The 20,269-nt window shown below is 72.6% G+C and carries 19 protein-coding genes; 16 read left to right on the top strand and 3 right to left on the bottom strand.

All coding sequences use genetic code 11. From position 1 onward, the window contains the following. Window positions 1-11: 11 nt before the first annotated feature. The 11 genes from ABD224_RS22500 to kynU all read left to right on the top strand — a co-directional run bounded on the left by ABD224_RS22500 (window position 12) and on the right by kynU (window position 11,132). A complete protein-coding gene (locus ABD224_RS22500) occupies window positions 12-308 on the top strand; it encodes a hypothetical protein (RefSeq protein ID WP_344052734.1) in 297 nt (98 codons plus the stop codon). 340 nt (window positions 309-648) lie between these two features. Further along, window positions 649-1,176 (top strand): DUF2617 family protein, encoded by a 528-nt coding sequence (locus tag ABD224_RS22495; RefSeq protein WP_344052732.1) that lies wholly within the window; start codon window positions 649-651, stop codon window positions 1,174-1,176. Window positions 1,177-1,275: 99 nt separating this feature from the next. Continuing rightward, complete coding sequence (locus tag ABD224_RS22490; RefSeq protein ID WP_344052730.1) at window positions 1,276-2,931, top strand: polyamine aminopropyltransferase; 1,656 nt, start codon at window positions 1,276-1,278, stop codon at window positions 2,929-2,931. A 101-nt stretch (window positions 2,932-3,032) separates the two neighbouring features. Beyond that, the gene (locus tag ABD224_RS22485; RefSeq protein ID WP_344052727.1) at window positions 3,033-4,064 is read left to right on the top strand and encodes an SRPBCC domain-containing protein; all 1,032 of its coding nucleotides are present in this window, start codon (window positions 3,033-3,035) and stop codon (window positions 4,062-4,064) included. Between the two features lie 85 nt (window positions 4,065-4,149). Beyond that, window positions 4,150-4,956, top strand: coding sequence for an aldose epimerase family protein (locus ABD224_RS22480; RefSeq protein WP_344052725.1), 807 nt, complete (start codon window positions 4,150-4,152; stop codon window positions 4,954-4,956). A 20-nt stretch (window positions 4,957-4,976) separates the two neighbouring features. Further along, on the top strand, window positions 4,977-5,525 hold the full coding sequence (gene pyrE / locus ABD224_RS22475; RefSeq protein ID WP_344052723.1) for an orotate phosphoribosyltransferase: 549 nt from the start codon (window positions 4,977-4,979) through the stop codon (window positions 5,523-5,525). Between the two features lie 168 nt (window positions 5,526-5,693). Next, window positions 5,694-6,725, top strand: a complete 1,032-nt coding sequence (gene fbaA, locus ABD224_RS22470) for a class II fructose-bisphosphate aldolase (RefSeq protein ID WP_344052721.1) — start codon at window positions 5,694-5,696, stop codon at window positions 6,723-6,725. A gap of 102 nt (window positions 6,726-6,827) precedes the next feature. After that, entirely contained in the window at window positions 6,828-8,471 is a 1,644-nt protein-coding gene (locus ABD224_RS22465; RefSeq protein WP_344052719.1) for an MFS transporter, read from the top strand. A gap of 4 nt (window positions 8,472-8,475) precedes the next feature. Continuing rightward, the gene (locus ABD224_RS22460; protein ID WP_344052717.1) at window positions 8,476-8,889 is read left to right on the top strand and encodes a DUF3151 domain-containing protein; all 414 of its coding nucleotides are present in this window, start codon (window positions 8,476-8,478) and stop codon (window positions 8,887-8,889) included. Window positions 8,890-9,037: 148 nt separating this feature from the next. Next, a complete protein-coding gene (locus ABD224_RS22455; RefSeq protein WP_344052715.1) occupies window positions 9,038-9,904 on the top strand; it encodes a tryptophan 2,3-dioxygenase family protein in 867 nt (288 codons plus the stop codon). Further along, entirely contained in the window at window positions 9,897-11,132 is a 1,236-nt protein-coding gene (gene kynU, locus ABD224_RS22450) for a kynureninase (RefSeq protein ID WP_344052712.1), read from the top strand. The genes ABD224_RS22455 and kynU overlap by 8 nt, the downstream gene beginning before the upstream one ends. 127 nt (window positions 11,133-11,259) lie before the next feature. Here kynU and ABD224_RS22445 read toward each other — a convergent pair whose 3' ends face one another. Next, on the bottom strand, window positions 11,260-12,117 hold the full coding sequence (locus tag ABD224_RS22445; protein ID WP_344052710.1) for a class I SAM-dependent methyltransferase: 858 nt from the start codon (window positions 12,115-12,117) through the stop codon (window positions 11,260-11,262). A gap of 272 nt (window positions 12,118-12,389) precedes the next feature. Between ABD224_RS22445 and ABD224_RS22440 the strand changes: the two genes are divergently transcribed. The 5 genes from ABD224_RS22440 (at window position 12,390) to ABD224_RS22420 (ending at window position 17,574) form a co-directional block, all read left to right on the top strand. Continuing rightward, on the top strand, window positions 12,390-13,295 hold the full coding sequence (locus tag ABD224_RS22440; protein ID WP_344052707.1) for an alpha/beta hydrolase: 906 nt from the start codon (window positions 12,390-12,392) through the stop codon (window positions 13,293-13,295). A 217-nt stretch (window positions 13,296-13,512) separates the two neighbouring features. Next, window positions 13,513-14,880 carry a sensor histidine kinase gene (locus ABD224_RS22435; protein WP_344052705.1) on the top strand — a complete coding sequence of 456 codons (1,368 nt, stop codon included), beginning with the start codon at window positions 13,513-13,515 and terminating at the stop codon, window positions 14,878-14,880. Next, entirely contained in the window at window positions 14,877-15,551 is a 675-nt protein-coding gene (locus ABD224_RS22430; protein WP_344052703.1) for a response regulator, read from the top strand. Before ABD224_RS22435 ends, ABD224_RS22430 begins: the two co-directional genes overlap by 4 nt. Before the next feature lie 111 nt (window positions 15,552-15,662). Further along, window positions 15,663-16,883, top strand: a complete 1,221-nt coding sequence (locus ABD224_RS22425; protein ID WP_344052701.1) for a cytochrome P450 — start codon at window positions 15,663-15,665, stop codon at window positions 16,881-16,883. 100 nt (window positions 16,884-16,983) lie between these two features. Then, window positions 16,984-17,574: a Uma2 family endonuclease gene (locus ABD224_RS22420; RefSeq protein WP_344052699.1), complete on the top strand. Its 591-nt coding sequence runs from the start codon at window positions 16,984-16,986 to the stop codon at window positions 17,572-17,574. Between the two features lie 47 nt (window positions 17,575-17,621). On the opposite strand, the gene ABD224_RS22415 is transcribed toward ABD224_RS22420, so the two are convergent. Next, window positions 17,622-19,280: an ABC transporter permease gene (locus ABD224_RS22415; RefSeq protein WP_344052697.1), complete on the bottom strand. Its 1,659-nt coding sequence runs from the start codon at window positions 19,278-19,280 to the stop codon at window positions 17,622-17,624. Beyond that, a complete protein-coding gene (locus ABD224_RS22410; protein WP_344052695.1) occupies window positions 19,277-20,248 on the bottom strand; it encodes an ABC transporter ATP-binding protein in 972 nt (323 codons plus the stop codon). Before ABD224_RS22410 ends, ABD224_RS22415 begins: the two co-directional genes overlap by 4 nt. Window positions 20,249-20,269 lie beyond the last annotated feature (21 nt).

The raw sequence follows: 20,269 nt of genomic DNA, 5'->3' as shown, positions 1-20,269 counted from the left end.
GAGGGGACGCCATGGTTGGCATCTATGTGGCCGTGGCTCTGGCGGTGATCGTGGTGCTGTTCCTGGTCGGGATGGCCGTCGCGCGCCGGAGGGCGCACCGTGACCGGTACGCCAAGGTGCACGGGGGGCGGCGCGCGCGGTCACTCGGCGGGGGGAGCGGGGACGGCGCCACCACCACCAGCTGGTGGGCCGCGGCGGACGGCGGCTGCTCGTCCGGTGACTCGGGCGGAAGCGGGTCGTCGTGCGGAGGCGGGTCGTCATGCGGTGGGTCGTCGTGCGGCGGGGGCGGATGCGGCGGAGGCAGCTGACACGGGGCAGCTGAGCTGCGCGGGGGATCCGCATCCGGTCGGCGCCCGCCGAGACATGTGTCGGCGGGCGCCGTGGCCCCGACGCGCGCCCTGGCGCACGGGCGGGGTTGAACAGTTGAGCTGTGGGGCCCTCTGAGGGATGTAAATCGCACGAAGTTGGGTAAAAACGCTGTGGCGGAGCCGCCGTTCGTGGTTCCCTCTACAACAACCTGCGCAGCCCCTCGGACGTTCTGCAACCCCCCTCCCGAACTGGGCTGACCGGGCCGTTGTCCCCGTGCCGACGGGGAGTTGTGGCCCATGCCTCTCCGTCTTTTTCTTTGCGTGCCAGCGGAGCCGATCCATGCTCACGACCCTCAACACCTCCTACACCGACACGCGCGCGGCTGATCTCGCCTGGGCCCTGGGGCGCGAGCCGCTGCCCGCACTGGCCACCCTGGACCTCGAACTGGCCGGAGCAAACATCCAGTTGAGACTTCTCGGTGCGTCCCACCAGGTGCTCCTGGAGGGGGAACAGGGCGACTGCTCGGAGACCGTGGCGTGCCTCTCGGGCTCCAGCACACCGCTGCCGCTCGGCGTCGCCAAGCGGGTGGACGACTGGGAGTACGAGTTCGCGGCGCGCGTCGAGAAGCTCTCGCCGGGCTCGTTCGCGGGCCGCGCCCAGGAGTTGCTGGCCCTTGTCTCCGACCATCCGCACGGTCTCGCGGGCGTCTTCCCGGGCAGTCCGCACGCGTTCACCGCGATGCTGGCACAGTGGCACGAGGGCCAGGTGCACTGGCGGACCTGGCATGCCTACCCGCAGGAAGGCCAGTTGGTGTCGACCCGGACAAGGGTGGGAGTGCGCCGGTCCGCACTGGTGTGTGCGAGGTGAGCACGGGCGAGCGCGGATAAACACAGAACGCACCCGCATCATCCTTTTCACACGTGTGAGTGACGGAGCGTCCTGCATCCGTGACGTAACGTCGCAGTCGTGATCGAACCGCACGCCCCGGCCCCACCCGCCCCGACCCCGCCCGGCCCAGCACCGTCCTCCGGCGGTCCACCGTCCTTCGGCGGCTGCGCGAGGCTTCCCGTCCGGCCGGGCACCGGCCGGTTCCTCGTGCTCGCGGGTGCCTTCGTCTGCGCGGCCTGCGGACTCGTCTACGAGCTCGAACTCGTGGCGCTGGCCTCGTACTTGATGGGCGATTCGGTCACCCAGGCGTCCGTCGTGCTGTCCGTCATGGTGTTCGCGATGGGGATCGGCTCGCTCGCCGCCAAGCGGCTGCGCCGGCACGCCGCCATCGGCTTCGGCCTGATCGAGGCGACGCTCGCCCTGGTCGGGGGATGCAGCGCCATGGTGCTGTACGCGGTGTTCGCCTGGACCGGCGACTGGGGCGGCATGTGGGCGGACGGGCCGCGCTGTCTGCTGGCCGTCTTCTCCCTCGTCATGGGGCTGCTGATCGGCGCCGAGGTGCCGCTGCTGATGGAGCTGATCCAGCGCATCCGCCGCCAGGACGCGGGCGGGGCGGTCGCGGACCTGTTCGCGGCGGACTACGTGGGCGCGCTCGTCGGCGGGCTGGCCTTTCCGTTCCTGCTGCTGCCGATGCTCGGGCAGTTGACCGGTGCGCTGCTGACCGGCGCGGTGAACGCCGTGGTCGGCGGCGGGCTCGTGTTCTGGCTGTTCCGGCGGGACGTGACCCCGCGCGGCCGGTGGCTGCTGCTCGTCGCCAACCTCGCCGTGCTCGGGCTGCTCGCCTCGCTGGCCGCGCTGGTGGGGGACTTCGAGCGGGCCGCGCGCCGGGCGGTGTACGACGGGGACGTCCGGGTGGCGCTGCGGACCGGCGAACAGGAAGTGGTCCTCACCGACGGCACCCACGGGCGTTCGCCGAAGCTGTTCCTCGACGGACGGCTGCGTGCCGGCGGCCACGACGAGCACCTCTATCACGAGGCACTCGTCCGCCCCGCGATGGCCGGGCCGCACGCGCGCGTGCTGATCCTCGGCGGCGGCGACGGACTCGCCGCCCGCGAGGTGCTGCGGCACCCCGGTGTCGAGCGGGTGGACGTCGTCGCCCCCACGCCGGAGATCGTCCGGCTGGCCCGCGGCGATCCGGCGCTCGCCCGGCTCAACGCCCATGTCTACGACGACCCACGCGTCCATGTGAGCACCGCCGACGCCTTCTGCCGGCTGCGGAGGACGCCGACGGCGGCGTACGACGTGGTGATCGAGGACCTGCCCGATCCGGGCCACACCTCGAGTACGAAGCTGTACGCGCAGGAGTTCTACGGTCTGGCCCGGCGGGCCCTGGCGCCCGGCGGGCGGCTGGTGGTGCACGCGGGCCCGGTCTCCTCCCGCCCGCGCGTGTTCTGGACGGTGGAGTCCACGATCCGCGCGGCCGGACTGCGCACCGTGCCGTACCGCGTGGCCGACCGCGACTCCGGCTCGTCCGGCACCACCGGCCGGACCGTACACGACTGGGGGTTCGTCCTGGCGGCCCGTACGACCCCCGCCCTCGGCCTGGATCCCCGGGCCCCCCGGCCGCGCACGCTCACCCCGGCGTCGCTCACGGCCGCCGCCCGGGACGCGGACCGCACCCGCATCCCCCGTCTGCCGCCCTCGACGCTGGTCCACCCCCGGTACACCGGCTGACGCGACGCCCCTGGACCACGGGTGCGCACGGGACGCGTCGTGCCCGGGGGAGCCCCGGGGAAAAGGGGTATCCGGGAGCGGCCCTGGGTACGCTCGGCGACATGGAGCACGAGGTGTTCGTTCCGGTCCCGGCCCGGCAACTGCGGGCGGCGCTCGCCGATCCCGCGCGGGTCGCCCGAGCGGTGCCCGGGCTCCAGCGGGACACGGACGGCGATCCCGTCACCGGCCGGCTGAAGGTGCGGATCGGCAGCCACTCCATCACCTACCGCGGCACTCTGCGTATCTCCGCCCGCGACGACGGCTCGTACGCCGTCGAGGGCGACGGGGCCGAGTCGCGCGGCACCGGCTCGGTGAAACTCGCCCTCACCCTCGGCCTCCGCGACACCGACGACGGCACCGCGCTCACCTTCGACGGCACCGCCTCCGCCGACGGCCGTATCACCGAGCTGCCCCCGGAGGCCGTGCACACGGCGGTGATCCGCCTGCTGAACCGCTTCGCGGAGAATCTGGCCGCCGAACCCGAGCCCTCCGGGCCGCCGGAGACGTCCGAGCCGCCGAAGGCGCCCGAGGCGTCGGAGGTGCCCGAGCCGCCGACCCCCGAGGCCCTGGCCACCGAGGACTTCGCCCCTTTGGGCACCGGCGAGTTCGAGGCCGCCCCGGACGCCGACGACGCGCCGGCACCTCCGCCCGCCGGGGACGCCGGGGGCGGCGAGGTTCCCGAGGCCCGCTTTCCCGGGTCCGCCTCCGTCTTCGGCACCGAGGTTCCCCCCTCCGCCTTCGACCCGCTGGCCGACGAGGACGACGAGGGCGACGAGGGCGACGAGGGCGACGAGGGCGACGCATACGACGAATTCGATGAATACGACGCATACGGCGAGGAGGGCGCGCCGCCCGTCACCAGGGACTTCGCCGAGAGCCCCGAGCCGCCCGCCGAGGCGGCGCACGCACGGCGGACGATGATCGGGCGCAGCACCGAGGAGGTGGACCACGCCCCGCCCCGCGGCCGCTACGCCCCCGTCCCCGCCCCGCTCACCGTCTCCACCGCCCCCAGTCTGCGCTGGGCGGCCCCCGCGGCGGCTTTGGTCGTGGCGTCGGCGATCGTCGTGGGCCGGTTCCTCAGGCGCCGCCGCTGAACCTCCGTCCCCTGCGGCTCACCCGTCCGTGCCCCCGTCGCCCGGCGGAAACCGTGTTCCTTGATCCGCACAGTAGCCTCGTCGCGTGAGCAACGATGACATCACGCTGACCGCGGGCGATGCGGAAGTGACCGTGCGGCCGGGCAACGGAGGGCGTATCGCGGGGCTCCGCGTCGGAGGGCTGGAACTGCTCCGCCAAGGAGAGCGCTTCGGGTGCTTTCCGATGGTTCCCTGGTGCGGCCGTCTGCGCGACGGCCGGTTCCAGGACGGCGCCACCGTTCACCGGATGCCGCTCAACTCCCCGCCGCACGCCATCCACGGCCTCGCCCGTGACGGCGCCTGGCGCACGGCCCGCACCTCGGCGGACGAGGCGGTGATCACCTATGACCTGGGTGACCCCTGGCCCCACCCCGGCCGCGTCACCCAGGTGATCGCCCTGACCGAGGACGCCCTGACGCTGAGGATGTCCCTGGAGACGTACGAGTCCTCCTTCCCGGCTCAGATCGGCTGGCACCCGTGGTTCAACCGCAGGCTCGAGGGAAAGGGCGGGGAGGAGGGCGAGGAGGTACGGCTCGACTTCCGGCCCGCCTGGCAGGAGGAGCGCGGGGAGGACCAGCTGCCCACCGGCCGCCGTATCGATCCCCGGCCCGGCCCCTGGGACGACTGCTTCGGCATGCCCGACGGCGTCGATGCCACCCTCACCTGGCCCGGGCAGCTGGAGCTGAGGGTGACCAGCCCCCTGAAGTGGGTCGTCGTCTACGACGAGCAGCAGGCCGCCGTGTGCGTGGAGCCGCAGAGCGGACCCCCCGACGGACTGAACACCCGGCCCCGTCTGGTCACGCCCCTGGAGCCGCTGGAGGCCACGACCACCTGGACCTGGCGTCGTCTGTGACCGCGCTTAAGCTGACTGGCATGAGCGACGTTCGCGGCGAGCTGCTGCAGCAGATCAAGGACAAGGCCGTGGTGCACGGCAAGGTGACGCTGTCGTCCGGTCTGGAGGCCGACTACTACGTCGACCTGCGGCGCATCACCCTCGACGGCGAGGCGGCCCCGCTGGTCGGCCAGGTGCTCCTGGACCTGACCGCCGACCTCGACTTCGACGCGGTCGGCGGCCTGACCATGGGCGCCGACCCGGTCGCCACGGCGATGCTGCACGCCGCCGCCGCACGGGGGCGCAGGCTGGACGCCTTCGTGGTGCGCAAGGCGGCCAAGGCGCACGGCCTGCAACGGCGGGTGGAGGGCCCGGAGATCAAGGGCCGCCGGGTGCTGGTCGTCGAGGACACCTCCACGACCGGGGGTTCCCCGCTCACCGCCGTGGAGGCCGTGCGCGAGGCGGGCGCCGAGGTCGTGGCCGTGGCGACGATCGTCGACCGGGCGACCGGGGCGGCCGAGAAGATCCGGGAGGGCGCCGGGGTGCCGTACCTGTTCGCGTACTCGAAGGACGAACTGGGGCTGGACTGAGAGGGCGGCGGGGGACCGGCCGCGGTACCGGGCAACCCGGTTTATTCACAGAGTGGACAGGGTGCCCGACTCTTCCGGCAACGTCTGCGAAGATGGGGCCGACGATGATGTCACCTAGGTCAGGGCCGTAAAACGCAGACGCACCCCGCAGAAACAAGGAGCGAACCGATGCCCATCGCAACCCCCGAGATCTACAACGAGATGCTCGACCGGGCGAAAGCAGGCAAGTTCGCCTACCCGGCCATCAACGTGACCTCCTCCCAGACTCTGCACGCGGCTCTGCGTGGTTTCGCTGAGGCGGAGAGCGACGGCATCGTCCAGATCTCCACCGGTGGTGCGGAGTACCTGGGCGGCCAGTACAGCAAGGACATGGTCACCGGTGCCGTGGCCCTGGCCGAGTACGCGCACATCGTCGCGGAGAAGTACCCGGTCAACATCGCGCTGCACACCGACCACTGCCCGAACGACAAGCTCGACGGGTACGTACGTCCGCTGCTCGCGATCTCCGAGGAGCGCGTCAAGGCCGGCAAGAACCCGCTGTTCCAGTCCCACATGTGGGACGGCTCCGCCGAGACCCTGGCCGACAACCTCAAGATCGCGCAGGAGCTGCTGGCCCGCACCTCCGCCGCGAAGATCATCCTCGAGGTGGAGATCACCCCGACGGGCGGTGAGGAGGACGGCATCTCCCACGAGATCAACGACGAGCTGTACACCACCGTCGAGGACGCGATCCGCACCGCCGAGGCCCTCGGCCTGGGCGAGAAGGGCCGCTACCTGCTGGCCGCGTCCTTCGGCAACGTCCACGGCGTGTACAAGCCGGGCAACGTCGTCCTCCGTCCGGAGCTGCTGAAGGAGCTCAACGAGGGCGTCGCGGCGAAGTTCGGCCGCCCGGCCGACAGCAAGCCGTTCGACTTCGTCTTCCACGGCGGCTCCGGCTCCACGCTGGAGGAGATCCGTACCGCCCTGGAGAACGGCGTGGTGAAGATGAACATCGACACGGACACCCAGTACGCCTTCACGCGTCCGGTGGCCGACCACATGTTCAAGAACTACGACGGCGTCCTCAAGGTCGACGGCGAGGTCGGTTCCAAGAAGGCCTACGACCCGCGCACCTGGGGCAAGCTGGCCGAGGCGTCGATGGCCAAGCGCGTGGTGGAGGCCTGCGGCCACCTGCGCTCGACGGGCACGAAGATCAAGTAACGCCGCTTCTCCCCCCTCGCTTCCCCACGACGGGCCCGGTGCTCCGGCACCGGGCCCGTCGGCCGTGTGGTCCGGCACCGGCCGGCGGGGGATGATCCCAGCATGGCTGTCCTCGCACAGCACACCCCGGCCGTCAGGGTCTCCACCCCCGCCGGCCGCTGGATCCTGTTCACCACCGTGCTCGGCGCCGGCATGGTTCTGCTGGACTCGACCGTCGTCAACGTCGCCCTGCCCCGCATCGGCCGCGACCTGGACGTGAGCCTCGCCGTGCTGCAGTGGACGGTCAACGCGTACATGGTCACCCTGGCCGGGCTGCTCCTCCTCGGCGGCGCGCTCGGCGACCGCTACGGCCGCCGCCGCGTCTTCGTGCTCGGGGTCGTATGGTTCGCCGTCGCCTCCCTGCTGTGCGGCCTCGCCCCGAACGCGGCCGTCCTGGTCGCCGCGCGGGCCCTGCAAGGGATCGGAGGCGCCCTCCTCACCCCCGGCTCCCTCGCCCTCATCCAGGCCTCCTTCCATCCGGACGACCGGGGCAGAGCCGTGGGCCTGTGGTCCGGTCTCGGCGGCATCGGTGCGGCCGTCGGCCCGTTCCTCGGCGGCTGGCTGGTGGCCGGACCCGGCTGGCGCTGGGTCTTCCTGCTGAACGTCCCGCTGGCCCTGGTCTGCGTGCCCGTCGCCGTACGCCATGTCCCCGAGTCGGCCGGGGGCACCCTCCTGCCCGAGCACGGCCGAGAGCCCGGGGGGTCAGCTGCCCATGGCCGGGCGCCCGGGGAGCCCGCTGCCCATGGCCGGGCGCCCGGGGAGCCCGCCGCCCATGGCCGGGCGCCCGGGGGATCCGCCGCCCGCGGCCGCTTCGACGTCCTGGGCGCGGCGCTCGGCGCGCTGTCCCTCGCCCTGGTGACCTACGCCCTGATCGAGGCCCGCGGCGGCCTTCCGGCCGTTGTCCTGACCGCGACCACGGGGGTGCTGGCCGCCGCCGCCTTCGTGTACGTCGAGAAGCGCCGCCCCGATCCGATGATGCCGCTCGACATCTTCGCCTCCCGCCGGTTCACGGCGGTCAACGCGGTCACCCTGTGCGTGTACGCGGCCTTCGGCGGCTTCTTCTTCCTCACCGCGCTCCAACTCCAGGTGGTGGCCGGCTACTCGCCGCTCGCCGCGGGCACCGCCCTGCTGCCGATCACCGTCCTCATGCTGCTCTTCTCGGCCCGCTCGGGAGCCCTCGCCGACCGTATCGGTCCGCGTGTGCCCCTCACCGCCGGACCACTCCTCTGCGCGGCGGCGATGCTGCTGATGCTGCGCGTGGGCAAGGACGCGGATTATGCGGCCGACGTCCTGCCGGCCCTGCTCGTCATGGGCGCCGGCATGGTCACCCTGGTCGCCCCGCTGACCGCCGCCGTCCTCGCCTCGGTGGACACCTCCCGTGCCGGCCTGGCCAGCGGCATCAACAACACCGCCGCCCGCGCGGCCGGCCTGCTCGCGGTGGCCGCGCTGCCGCTGCTGTCCGGGATGGGCCCGGAGGCGTACCGTTCGGCGGACGCCTTCGACGCCGCGTTCCGGCGGGCGATGCCGATGTGCGCGGCGGTCCTGGTGGTGGGCGCGGCCCTCGCCTTCGCGACCGTCCGCCGTCCGGCCCCCGACTGCCGCCGTCCCGAGTGCCGCACCCACGGCTGCGTGACGGCACCGCCGCTGGAGGGCCGCCGGGCACGGGACGGGAACCGGTCCGCCACCGGTGCCGATACCGCAGACTGAAGGCATGAGCATGCACGAGAATCTCCTGGCCGGACCGCCCCCCACCCACCTCCCCGACGACCCCGAGCCCCGCGAGCTGCTCGCCCAGGGGACCCCGCCCGCCGAGGTCGCCGCGCGGTACCCGGCGTCGTCGCTGGCGTGGGCCCATCTGGCCGACGAGGCGTTCGAGCGGGGTGCGGCCGTCGAGTCGTACGCCTACGCCCGCACCGGCTACCACCGGGGGCTGGACGCGCTGCGCCGCAACGGCTGGAAGGGACACGGCCCGATCCCCTGGGAGCACGAGCCGAACCGCGGCTTTCTGCGTGCCCTGCACGCCCTCGCGCGCGCCGCGCGGGCGATCGGCGAGCAGGACGAGTACGAGCGCTGCACACAGTTCCTGAAGGACTCCTCACAGACGGCGGCGCAGACGCTGGGCTGAGGGGCGTACGGCGAATCCGGCCCGTCCGATCGTTCGGACGGGCCTTGCGTTCCGGGCGTGCGATGCGCAGGATGCGAGTGGGGACCGGGGCCCCCGTGCCGGCATCGGCAGGGGCGGACCGCTACCCGGAGCACAACAGGAGACAGCGATGGCCCACCAGGCTCATCCGACCCCTCAGCACCCTGAGGCCGTCCAGGCCCATGAGCCCGCGACCCCGCATCTCGACTTCGAGGGCACGACGCCGTACGAGGACTACGTCAAGGCGGACGTGCTCACCCACCTCCAGCAGACCCGCTCGGACGACCCCGGCGAGATGGTCTTCCTGGTCACCACCCAGGTGATGGAGCTGTGGTTCACCGTCATCGTCCACGAGTGGCAGACCGCCTCCCGTGCCCTGCGCGCGGACGACGTACCGACGGCACTCGCCGCGCTGAAACGTTCAGCTTGGGAGCTGGAGGCCCTGAACGCCTCCTGGAAGCCGATAGGCCGGCTCACCCCGGCCCAGTTCAACCGCTATCGCGGCGCCCTCGGCGAGGGCTCCGGCTTCCAGTCGGCGATGTACCGCCGTCTGGAGTTCCTGCTCGGCGACAAGTCCGCGTCCATGCTCGTCCCGCACCGCGGCACCCCCCGTGTCCACGCGGAGCTGGAGAAGGCGCTGCACGAGCCGAGCCTGTACGACGAGGTGCTGCGGCTGCTCGCCCGGCGCGGTCACGCCGTCCCGGACGCCGTGCTGCACCGTGACCTCTCGCAGCGCTATGAGCCCTCACCGGAGGTCGAGGCCGTCTGGGCGACGATCTACTCCGGTGACCCCGACGACGAACTCGCCCATCTGGGAGAGGCGTTGACGGACATCGCCGAACTGGTCTGGCGCTGGCGCAACGACCATCTGGTCGCCACCCGCCGTGCGATGGGCGCCAAGCCCGGCACGGGCGGCTCCGCCGGGGTGGCCTGGCTGGAGAAGCGGGCACAGAAGAGCGTCTTCCCCGAGCTGTGGACAGCGAGGTCCCATGTCTGAGTCACACGTCCCCGCGTCGGCTTCCTCCGAACTGGCCGCCAGAGCGCGGAAGCTGGACGCGGAGGACGGACTGGCCGCACTGCGCGGACGATTCGTCCTGGACGAGGACGAGGGCGTCTACCTGGACGGCAACTCGCTCGGCGCCCTCCCCGCGAACGTCCCGGACCGGATCGCCGACGTGGTGCGCCGTCAGTGGGGCGAACTGCGCATCCGCTCCTGGGAGGAGAGCGGCTGGTGGACCGCGCCCGAACGGGTCGGCGACCGGATCGCCCCCCTGGTCGGTGCGGCGCCGGGCCAGATCGTGGTGGGCGACTCGACCAGCGTCAATGTGTTCAAGGCGCTGGTGGCGGCCGTGCGGATGGCCCGGGAGGACCACGGCGACGGCCGGGACGAGATCCTGGTCGATGCGACGACCTTCCCCACGGACGGCTACATCGCCGGTTCGGTCGCCCGGCTGACGGGCTGCGCCCTGCGCCCGGTGACCCCGGCCGAGGTGCCCGGGGCCCTGTCCTCGCGCACCGCCGCGGTCCTGCTCAACCATGTCGACTACCGCACCGGCCGTCTGCACGACCTGCCGTCCCTCACCGCGGCCGTGCACGCGGCGGGCGCGTACGCCGTCTGGGACCTGTGCCACAGCGCGGGCGCCCTGCCGGTGGGGCTGGACGAGCACGGCGTCGGCCTGGCGGTCGGGTGCACCTACAAGTACCTGAACGGGGGCCCGGGTTCACCGGCGTTCCTGTACATCCGCCAGGACCTCCAGGACCGTTTCGACTCCCCGCTGCCCGGCTGGAACTCGCACGCCGACCCCTTCGGCATGAAGGACGTGTACGAGCCGGCGGAGGGCGCGCTGCGGGGACGGGTGGGCACGCCCGGCATCCTCTCCCTGCTCGCCCTGGAAGCGGCGCTCGAGGTCTGGGAGGGGGTGCCGATCGAGGCCGTACGCGCCAAGTCCCTCGCGCTGACGGACTTCTTCCTGGAGTGCGTCGCCGCCTACGTCCCCGCCGGACGCGTGGAGTCCCTGACCCCGGTGGCCCACGAGGAGCGGGGCAGCCAGGTGGCCCTGCGCTGCCCGGACGCCGGGGAGGTGATGAAGCGGCTGATCGCGCGCGGTGTGGTCGGCGACTTCCGCCGTCCCGACGTGCTGCGCTTCGGCTTCACCCCGCTGTATGTCCGCTTCGCGGACGTGGAGCGGGCGGCACGGGTGCTGGCGGAGACGCTGGGCTCGTAGACGGACCGGTCCCGGTGCCGGTTTCACCTGCCGCCGCCACCGGGACCGGCCGGCCGGGAGGACGCGGCGGCGCGGCGGTGCACTTCCGCCAGGGGCCGGCCGCGTCCGCTCGGGTCCTGCTCGGGTTTCAGCTGCGTATCCGCGCGTGGGCGATACGGGACAAGTCGAGCGGTACCAGTGCGTCCTGGCGGTCCCACAGGGCGGCGTCGACCATCTCGTGCTGGCGGATGTGCGCGACGGTCTCGAAGCCGCAGGCGGTGAGCCGGGCGTCGAGGTCGTCCGGGGTGAGGAAGGTCCGCCACGGCTCGCCGCGCTCGGTGGCGAAGGACGCGACGGCGTCGACGTACTGCCGCGCGGTGGCGTCGCGCAGGCCCTCGGGGAGCAGGTAGTCCATGACGAGCTGCGTGCCGGGGGCGAAGGCGCCCAGCGCGTCGAGGGTGCCGGCGACGGCCTCGGCGGTGAGGTACATGCTCGTGCCCAGCCAGGCGACGACCGACGGCCGGCCCGGGTCGAAGCCATGGGCGCACAGGCTGCTGGTCAGGTCCTCGCGCTCGAAGTCCAGCGGGACGTACGCGACATTGCCGGGAACCGGGATGCCCGCGGCGGCCAGCCGGTCCTTCTTGTCCTCCTGGGTGGCGCGGTGGTCGACCTCGAAGACCCTGACCCGGCCGGCGAGTTCGGAGCGGTGGGCGAAGGTGTCGAGGCCGGCGCCGAGGATGACGTACTGGCGTACGCCGGAGCGGACGGCGCGGCCGACGCGCTCTTCGGTGCAGCGGCTGCGGCAGACGGCCTGGGCCCGGGCGGCGGCCAGGACGAGCTGGTCCCCGTAGGCACGGTGGTAGCCCAGGAGTTCTTCGGCCTGGTCGCCCAGCAGGGCCTCGGCGAGCGTGTCGGAGAAGATCAACGGCGGGCGGTCGACGACGAGGTGGGCGGCGCGTGCGGCCGCGGCCATCAGGGCGGTGCTGCTCGGATTTTTCACGGTCACAGCCCCACCATAATCGCGAATTCGCACAGTATAGCACAGAAACAAAAATTTTTCAACACCTCGGCTATTCCGGCTCGGTATCGGAAAACCGGTACCGGAAAAGAGAGGTGTCGCACACCCTCCCTCGACCGCGGTGCGCAGCCGCCCACCGCCCGGCGTTCACCCAGCGTCACCTCCCCATGTCCGCACCCGCGACTGGCCTGATAACGTCCCCGCCGACGGCCTGTTTCCCCCTGGTCGGCAACGCCGTTTCAGCGCTGAGAGGTTGGAGCATGTCGGACGACGCCGCCGCACGCGATGCCATGGCCCGTGATGCCGCAGAACAGGAGTCGCTCTTCTCGCACGCACCCGTCGACCCCGACGCCACGGCCGCCTACGGCGACCACCCCGACCAGGTGATCGACTTCTACGCGCCGCGCGCCACGGCCGCCGTTCCCTCCCCGACCGGCTCCTCCCCGCTGGTGGTGGTGCTGCACGGCGGCGCCTGGCGGGCCCCGTACGACCGCCGCCACATCACTCCCTTCGCGGACTTCCTCGCCCGCCGCGGCTTCGCCGTGGCCAATGTCGAGTACCGGCGCGGCAGCGCGGCGCCGCAGGCCGACGGCGAGGCCCCGGTCGCGGGCCGCTGGCCGGACACCCTCGACGACGTGGCCGCCGCCCTGGACGCCCTGCCCTCGCTCGCCGGGCAGGCGCTCCCGCAGGCCGACCTGCGGCGCACGGTGATCACCGGCCACTCGGCGGGCGGCCATCTGGCCCTGTGGGCGGCGGCCCGGCACAGGCTCCCGGCGGACGCGCCCTGGCGCACGGACGAACCCGCACCGCTGCGCGGCGTGGTCGCCCTCGCCCCGATCGCCGACTTCGAGGCCGCCGAGAAGCTGGACGTGTGCGACGGGGCGATACGCCAGTTCCTGGGCGGCGACGAGCACTTCGGGGAACGCCGGCCCTGCGCCGACCCGGCCCTGCTGCTGCCGACCGGGATCGCGACGACCCTGGTGCAGGGACGCGACGACGTGGTCGTGCCGCAGGCGGTCGCGGAGTCCTATGTGGAGGCGGCGGCGAAGGCGGGCGAAGTGGTGGGCCTGACCCTCCTGGAGGAGGTCGGCCACTTCCCGCTGATCGATCCGGCGACGGACGCCTGCGCGGTGGTGGCGGAGGAGATCGCACAGCTGGCGTGGTGAGTCACAAGGCCCGGCCGTATACCGGGTACCGGGTCAGGACAGGCCGGCCGTACCGGGCCATGGGGCCGTCACGGGAATCCGGTCGTACCGGGGGTACGGGGTCCGGTCATACCGAGGTACAGGGGTCCGGTCGTCCCGGTAGTACCTGAGACGGAGCGCGGGAAACCCTTCTCACTGGGGACGACCGTGGCCCTTGCCTCCGCCTACCGTGCTCACCGTGACCGAGACGACCCAGACACAGCGGATGAGACCGGGCGGCGCGTCCGGCGCGGCCAAGCCGCGCAGCCCCGAGTACGAGCTGGCCGCGGACGCCCTGCACGGGCTGCGGCAGGACCTGTTCCACGAGATGTTCGCCTACCGGCCGCTGGGCCGGGCGAGCACCGACGGCCCATTGACCCGGCGGCTGCCCGGCCGGATGCGCCAGTACGCGGCCTGGGCCCCGCACGCCGTGGTGGTGGGGCTCGGTCTGATCGCGATGAGCGTGGCCTGGACGGGCCACAGCGACGGCGCGGCGGCGCCGGTGGCCGGTCTGCTGGCCCTGATCCCGGTGGTGTTCACCCTGCTCCGCCCGGTCGGGGCCTTCTGGATGTCCCTGGTGGCGACCATGGTCTCGTCGCTCATGGACGGCTACTGGAGCGTCTGGCCGTGGCAGCCCGGCAGTTTCGTCTCCCATCTGACGGTGCTCACCGTCGTCGCGATACGCACCCGGCCGCGCACGGCGGCGTGGACCTGGGTGCTCACCGCCGTCTACGGGGTGTTCGCCCAGATTCTCTTCGGCTACGGGTCGACCGGCAACCTCGCCCCCATGCTGGTCCTCTCCGCGATGCTCCTGCTCGTCGTCACCGTCTGGCACATCCGCCGTGACGCCCAGCAGGAGGTGACCGCCCAGCAGACGGAGACCGCGCACGAGCGTTCCCGCCGCACCCTGCTGGAGGAGCGCACCACGATCGCCCGCGAGCTGCACGACGTCGTGGCCCACCACATGTCCGTCGTCGCCATCCAGGCCGAGGCCGCCCCCTACCGGGTGGAGAACCCGCCGCCGGAGCTGGAGAAGGCCTTCGCCACGATCCGGGAGAACGCGGTGGCGGCCCTGACCGAGCTGCGGCGCGTCCTCGGGGTCGTCCGCGCCGAGGACTACGAGGCCCCGCAGGCCCCGCAGCCCACGCTCGCCGACCTCGACACCCTGCTGGAGAACGTGCGGGAGGCCGGCCTGAGCGTGGAGAAGACGGTGATGGGCGCGGTGCGCGAGCTGCCGCAGGGAGTGGAGCTGTCGGCGTACCGGATCGTCCAGGAGGCCCTGAGCAACACCCTGCGGCACGCGCCCGGCGCGAGCGCCCGGGTGGAGGTCGGCTACGTCCTCGGCGGGCTCGCCCTGCGCGTGGTCAACGGCCCGCCGCCCGCGCCGTCCCTGGTCAAGCCCTCGCCGGGGGCCGGGCACGGCATCACCGGCATGAGGGAGCGGGTGTCGATGCTGAACGGTGAGATGACAGCGGGTCCGACCGACGACGGAGGGTACGAGGTGGCGGTGTTCCTGCCGGTCCCCGTGGCGACGGAGCGCACGGACGGCGACGGAGCCGCCGCATGACGGCCGGCACGATCCGCGTACTGATCGCGGACGACCAGATGATGGTGCGCGAGGGCTTCTCGGTCCTGCTGAACGCGATGCCCGACATCGAGGTCGTCGGCGAGGCCGTCAACGGGCGCGAGGCGGTGGAGCGGGCCCGCGAACTGGCCCCGGACGTGGTGCTGATGGACATCCGCATGCCGGAGATGAACGGCATCGAGGCGACCCGGGAGATCGTCGCCGCGGACAGCACGGCGAAGGTGCTGGTGCTGACCACGTTCGACCTGGACGAGTACGTGTACCAGGCGCTGCGGGCGGGTGCCTCCGGCTTTCTGCTCAAGGACGCCTCGGCGCGGCAGCTCGCCGAGGGGGTGCGGGTGGTCGCGGCCGGCGAGGCGCTGCTCGCGCCCTCGGTCACCCGGCGGCTCATCACGGAGTTCTCGAGGCTGGCCGAGCCCCCGCGGCCGACGGCCTCCGCGCAGACGGCGTACGGGGAGCTGACCGAGCGGGAGACGGAGGTGCTGGTGCTGATCGCCCAGGGGCTGTCGAACGCGGAGATCGCCGAGCGGCTGGTGGTCGCCGAGTCGACCATCAAGACCCATGTGAGCCGGATCCTGGTGAAGCTGGGGCTGCGGGACCGGACCCAGGCGGCGGTGTTCGCGTACGAGACGCGGCTGGTCACACCGGGGTGAGCCCCCTGCCGCCGGACGGGCGGGCCGGGATCCCTCCGGCCGGACCGGAACCCCTGTGGCCGGACCGGATTCCCTCTGGCCGGAACGGAGCGGCCGGGCTAGCGTCCGGGCATGGCCGCCGACTCCGACCTTCCCTTCGACCCGTGGGACCCGGCGTTCGTCGCCGATCCATACCCCGCCTACGCCGAACTGCGCGCACGGGGCCGTGTGCACTACTTCGAGCCCAGCGACCAGTGGCTGGTCCCGCACCACGCGGATGTCTCCGCGCTGCTGCGGGACCGCAGGCTGGGCCGGACCTATCTGCACCGGTTCACGCACGAGGAGTTCGGCCGTACGCCGCCCCCGCCGGAGCACGAGCCGTTCCACGTCCTCAACGACCACGGGCTGCTCGAGCTGGAGCCGCCGGACCACACCCGGATCCGGCGGCTGGTGTCCAAGGCGTTCACCCCGCGCACGGTGGAGCGGATGAAGCCGTATGTGCACCGGCTGGCGAACGACCTGGTCGCCTCGCTGGTCGAGGCGGGCGGCGGCGATCTGCTCACGGACGTCGCCGAGCCGCTGCCGGTCGCCGTGATCGCCGAGATGCTGGGCATCCCCGAGGCGGACCGGGGCCTGCTGCGGCCCTGGTCGGCGGACATCTGCGGAATGTACGAGCTGAACCCGTCCGAGGAGGCGGCGGCGAAGGCGGTGCGGGCATCGGTCGAGTTCTCCGCCTATCTGCGGGAGCTGATCGCACAGCGCCGCAAGAACCCGGGTGACGACTTGATCTCGGGGCTGATCGCGGCGCACGACCAGGACGACCGGCTGACGGAACAGGAGATGATCTCCACGGCCGTGCTGCTGCTGAACGCCGGTCACGAGGCCACGGTGAACGCCACGGTCAACGGCTGGTGGGCGCTGTTCCGCAACCCCGGCCGGCTGGACGCCCTGCGCGCGGACCACTCCCTGGTCCCGACCGCGATCGAGGAGCTGATGCGCTACGAGACCCCGCACCAGCTCTTCGAGCGCTGGGTCCTGGACGAGATCGAGATCGGCGGCACGACGATCCCCAGGGGAGCGGAGGTCGCCCTGCTCTTCGGCTCGGCCAACCGCGACCCGGCGGTCTTCACGGACCCCGAGCGCCTGGACCTCGCCCGCCGGGACAACCCCCACATCTCCTTCGGCGCGGGCATCCACTACTGCATCGGCGCGCCTTTGGCCCGCGTCGAACTGGAGGCCTCCATGAGGGCCCTGCTGGAACAGGCCCCCACGCTGGACCTGGCCGAGGAGCCGCGGCGGAAGCCGACCTTCGTGATGCCGGGGCTGGAGGGGCTGAGCGTGGTGGTGCGCTGAGGCCGGGGGCGGTTCATCCCTTCGGATGATCTCCGTACGAGTACGTCCGGTCATGGTCGCAGGCTCGGCAAGCTGGTGCCGGCCTGCTGAAGGAGGCACCGTGACGGTCAAGGCGCAGCACACGCCTCAGATGTCCGTGGAGGAGTTCGAGGAGCTCGCCGCACACGTGGCCAAAAGGTTCGACGCCGTCAGGTTGGAATTCATCAACGGACGGGTCGGGATCGAGGGCATGACGGACGGCAACCACAACACCATCGTGATGTGGCTGATGCGCCGGTGCATGCAGTCGCGGCCGGACCTGGACCTGTACCAGGGGCGAGGTCTGAGGGTGGAGAAGTACTGCAAAGGACGAGCGCGTCCGGATGGGGTGCTGGTGCCCGCCGCGCACTTCGCAGGGCAGGGCGAGTGGGCGTCGACCGAGGGAGTGCTCCTGGTCCTGGAGGTCACGTCGTACGACTCGTACACCGATCAGCGTGACCGTAAGGAGAAGCCCCTGGCCTACGGTGACGCGGGCATTCCCTTCTACCTGCTGATCGACCGCGACGACGCCTCCGTCACGCTCTACAGCGACCCCGCCCCGGGCGAGGGATACCGCAGGGCCGACAAGAGGGCGTTCGGAGTCACGCTCTCGCTGCCGGAGCCCCTCGGCTTCGACCTCGACACCGGGGAGCTCAAGCAGTACGCCGGCTGAGCCCGCAGTACACCGGCCGGGCCCGGCGGTCCGGCCGGGCCGCAGGCTCAGCCGCCGATGTCCCGTCTGCGCAGACCCGTCAGCCCTCCGGCCACCAGGAGCACCGCGAGCGCCGACAGCACACCCACCGGCCCCCACTCCATCCGCCCGCCCGGCAGCTTGGGCAGATGCCCGAAGGGGGAGAGGTCCAGCACGAGCTGCGGGACGTCCAGCGCGGGACCGATCCAGCCGATCAGCAGCACCGCCCCGGCCACGCCCCACGCGGCCACGGCGCCCCGCGGCAGGACGCCGTGGAGCAGGACGGCGATGCCGCCGATCACCCACACCCCGGCCACCTGCACCAGGCACGCGCCGAGCACCGGCCCGAGCTGCCCGCCGTGGCCGACCGCGAGGCCCAGCCCGGCCATGAGCATGATCAGGACCGAGCCGCCGAAGGCGATCAGCAGATGTCCGGCGGCCCAGCGCAGCCGGCCCACCGCGCCCGCCAGCACCGGCTCGGCGCGGCCCGAGCTCTCCTCGCCGCTCAGGCGCAGCACGGAGGAGACGGCGAAGAGCGCGGCGACCAGCCCGATCATCCCGGCCATCGCGGCGAGGAAGGAGTCCGTCAGGTCGGCCTGCCCGCCCATCCGCTGGAAGATCTCCCGTGCCCTGGCGTTGTCGCCGACCAGCCGGGCCGCGCCGTCCGCCATCCCGCCGTAGACGACCCCCGTGACGAAGAAGCCGGCGCTCCAGCCGAGCACGCTGCCCCGCTGCAGTCGCCAGGCCAGCGCGCCCGCCGTTCCGATACGGCCCCGGGCGGGACCCGGCCGGGTCGGCAGGAAGCTCATGCCGAGGTCCCGGCGCCCGGCCAGTGCGTAGGCGATCCCCGCCTGGACGGCCGTCGCCGCGGCGAACAGCAGCAGCACCCACCAGCGTTCGGCGGCGAAGGCCCGCAGATTCTCCAGCCAGCCCAGCGGGGACAGCCAGGTCGGCACGGAGGACTCTCCCCCGGCCGGCTCTCCTCCCGCGCCGAGCGCGGGGGAAGCGTCCCCCGTCGTCGCGGAGTCGCCGGCCGCCCGCAGGACGAAGGCGATGCCCAGGACGGCGGAGGTCAGGCCGCGGGCCAGCCGGGCGCTCTGAGTGAGCTGGGCGACGATCGCCGCCGTCGTGGCGAAGACCATGCCCGCGCCCGCCACCCCGAGCCCGAGGGCGAGGGCACCCGAGGCGCCCTGTCCGGCGAGACCGGCCGTGATCAGCAGAGCCAGGGCCGTGTTCGCGACCGCCGCCGTGAGCAGCGCCGCCGTCAGCGGGGCCCGGCGGCCCACCCTGCCGGACGACACCAGTTCCTGCCGTCCGCTCTCCTCCTCGTCCCGGGTGTGCCGTATGACGACGAGCAGACTCATGACGGCGGCGAGGATGCCCGCGTACCCCCCGGCCCGCCAGGCCGTCAGCGCCCCCACCGAGTCGCCGAACACCGGGCCGATCATGGCGCGCAGGGAGGCGTTGGTCGCCATCTGGCGCATCAGCTCGGCGCGCTCGGCCGGGGTGGCGTACAGGCCCGTGATCGCGCCCGGCACGGACAGCACCATCAGCGCGTTGACCGCGACCCAGACCGGGATCATCACGCGGTCGCGGCGCAGGGCGAACCGCAGCAGGATCCCCGTGCCGGCGAGAGGACGGGAGCGACCGCCCGGCACGGCGAGGGCGGGCGGGGCCGCGGCGGTCACCGTGCCACCTCCACGGCTCCCGGACCCGGCCCGGCACCGGCCTTGTCGGCCGCGCCGGCCGCGCCGGTCTTCTCAGCCTCCCCGGTCTCTTCCTGGTAGTGCCGCAGGAACAGCTCCTCCAGCGTCGGCGGGGTGGAGGTCAGCGACCGTACGCCCGCCCCGCTCAGCAGGCGCAGCACCTCGGTCAGCCGGTCGGTGTCCACCTGGAGGCGGACCCGGTGGCCCTGGACGTCGAGGTCGTGGACGCCGGGCAGACGGGCGAGCCCGTCCGGCGGCCCGGCCAGCTCGGCGGTGATGCTGGTGCGGGTGAGATGGCGCAGATCGGCCAGCGAACCGCTCTCCACGGTGCGGCCCTTGCGGATGATGCTCACCCGGTCGCACAGCTCCTCGACCTCGCTGAGGATGTGGGAGGAGAGCAGCACGGTGCGGCCCCGGTCGCGCGCCTCGGCCACGCAGCGCTGGAAGACCTCCTCCATCAGCGGGTCCAGGCCCGAGGTCGGCTCGTCCAGGATCAGCAGGCCGACATCGGAGGCGAAGGCGGCGACCAGGGCGACCTTCTGCCGGTTGCCCTTGGAGTACGTCCGGCCCTTCTTCGTCGGGTCCAGCTCGAACCGCTCGATCAGCTCGTCCCGGCGCCGCCGGTCGAGCCCTCCGCGCAGCCTGCCGTACAGGTCGATGACCTCTCCCCCGGAGAGGTTGCGCCACAAGGTCACGTCCCCGGGGACATAGGCGATCCGGCGGTGCACCTGCACCGCGTCCGTCCAGGGATCGCGGCCCAGTATCCGTGCGACGCCCGAGTCGGCGCGGAGCAGACCGAGCAGGATCCGGATGGTGGTGGACTTGCCGGAGCCGTTCGGCCCGAGGAAGCCGTGGACCTCGCCGGTGGCGACCTCCAGGTCGAGACCGTCCAGAGCGTGGGTCCGGCCGAAGGACTTGTGCAGCCCGCGGACCGTGATTGCCTGCGTCATGCCGGCCAACGTACGCTTCTT

Origin of the sequence: Streptomyces thermoalcalitolerans (assembly GCF_039525155.1) — a bacterium.
GTDB classification, from domain to species: Bacteria; Actinomycetota; Actinomycetes; order Streptomycetales; family Streptomycetaceae; genus Streptomyces; species Streptomyces thermovulgaris.
This window is presented reverse-complemented; position numbering and strand designations above follow the sequence as displayed.

Excerpts from the sequence above, each read along its gene's own strand:
- ABD224_RS22500 (WP_344052734.1), top strand. The coding sequence starts at position 12 with ATGGTTGGCATCTATGTGGCCGTGGCTCTGGCGGTGATCGTGGTGCTG.
- ABD224_RS22495 (WP_344052732.1), top strand. The coding sequence starts at position 649 with ATGCTCACGACCCTCAACACCTCCTACACCGACACGCGCGCGGCTGAT.
- ABD224_RS22485 (WP_344052727.1), top strand. The coding sequence starts at position 3,033 with ATGGAGCACGAGGTGTTCGTTCCGGTCCCGGCCCGGCAACTGCGGGCG.
- pyrE (WP_344052723.1), top strand. The coding sequence starts at position 4,977 with ATGAGCGACGTTCGCGGCGAGCTGCTGCAGCAGATCAAGGACAAGGCC.
- fbaA (WP_344052721.1), top strand. The coding sequence starts at position 5,694 with ATGCCCATCGCAACCCCCGAGATCTACAACGAGATGCTCGACCGGGCG.
- ABD224_RS22465 (WP_344052719.1), top strand. The coding sequence starts at position 6,828 with ATGGCTGTCCTCGCACAGCACACCCCGGCCGTCAGGGTCTCCACCCCC.
- ABD224_RS22460 (WP_344052717.1), top strand. The coding sequence starts at position 8,476 with ATGAGCATGCACGAGAATCTCCTGGCCGGACCGCCCCCCACCCACCTC.
- ABD224_RS22455 (WP_344052715.1), top strand. The coding sequence starts at position 9,038 with ATGGCCCACCAGGCTCATCCGACCCCTCAGCACCCTGAGGCCGTCCAG.
- kynU (WP_344052712.1), top strand. The coding sequence starts at position 9,897 with ATGTCTGAGTCACACGTCCCCGCGTCGGCTTCCTCCGAACTGGCCGCC.
- ABD224_RS22440 (WP_344052707.1), top strand. The coding sequence starts at position 12,390 with ATGTCGGACGACGCCGCCGCACGCGATGCCATGGCCCGTGATGCCGCA.
- ABD224_RS22430 (WP_344052703.1), top strand. The coding sequence starts at position 14,877 with ATGACGGCCGGCACGATCCGCGTACTGATCGCGGACGACCAGATGATG.
- ABD224_RS22425 (WP_344052701.1), top strand. The coding sequence starts at position 15,663 with ATGGCCGCCGACTCCGACCTTCCCTTCGACCCGTGGGACCCGGCGTTC.
- ABD224_RS22410 (WP_344052695.1), bottom strand. The coding sequence starts at position 20,248 with ATGACGCAGGCAATCACGGTCCGCGGGCTGCACAAGTCCTTCGGCCGG.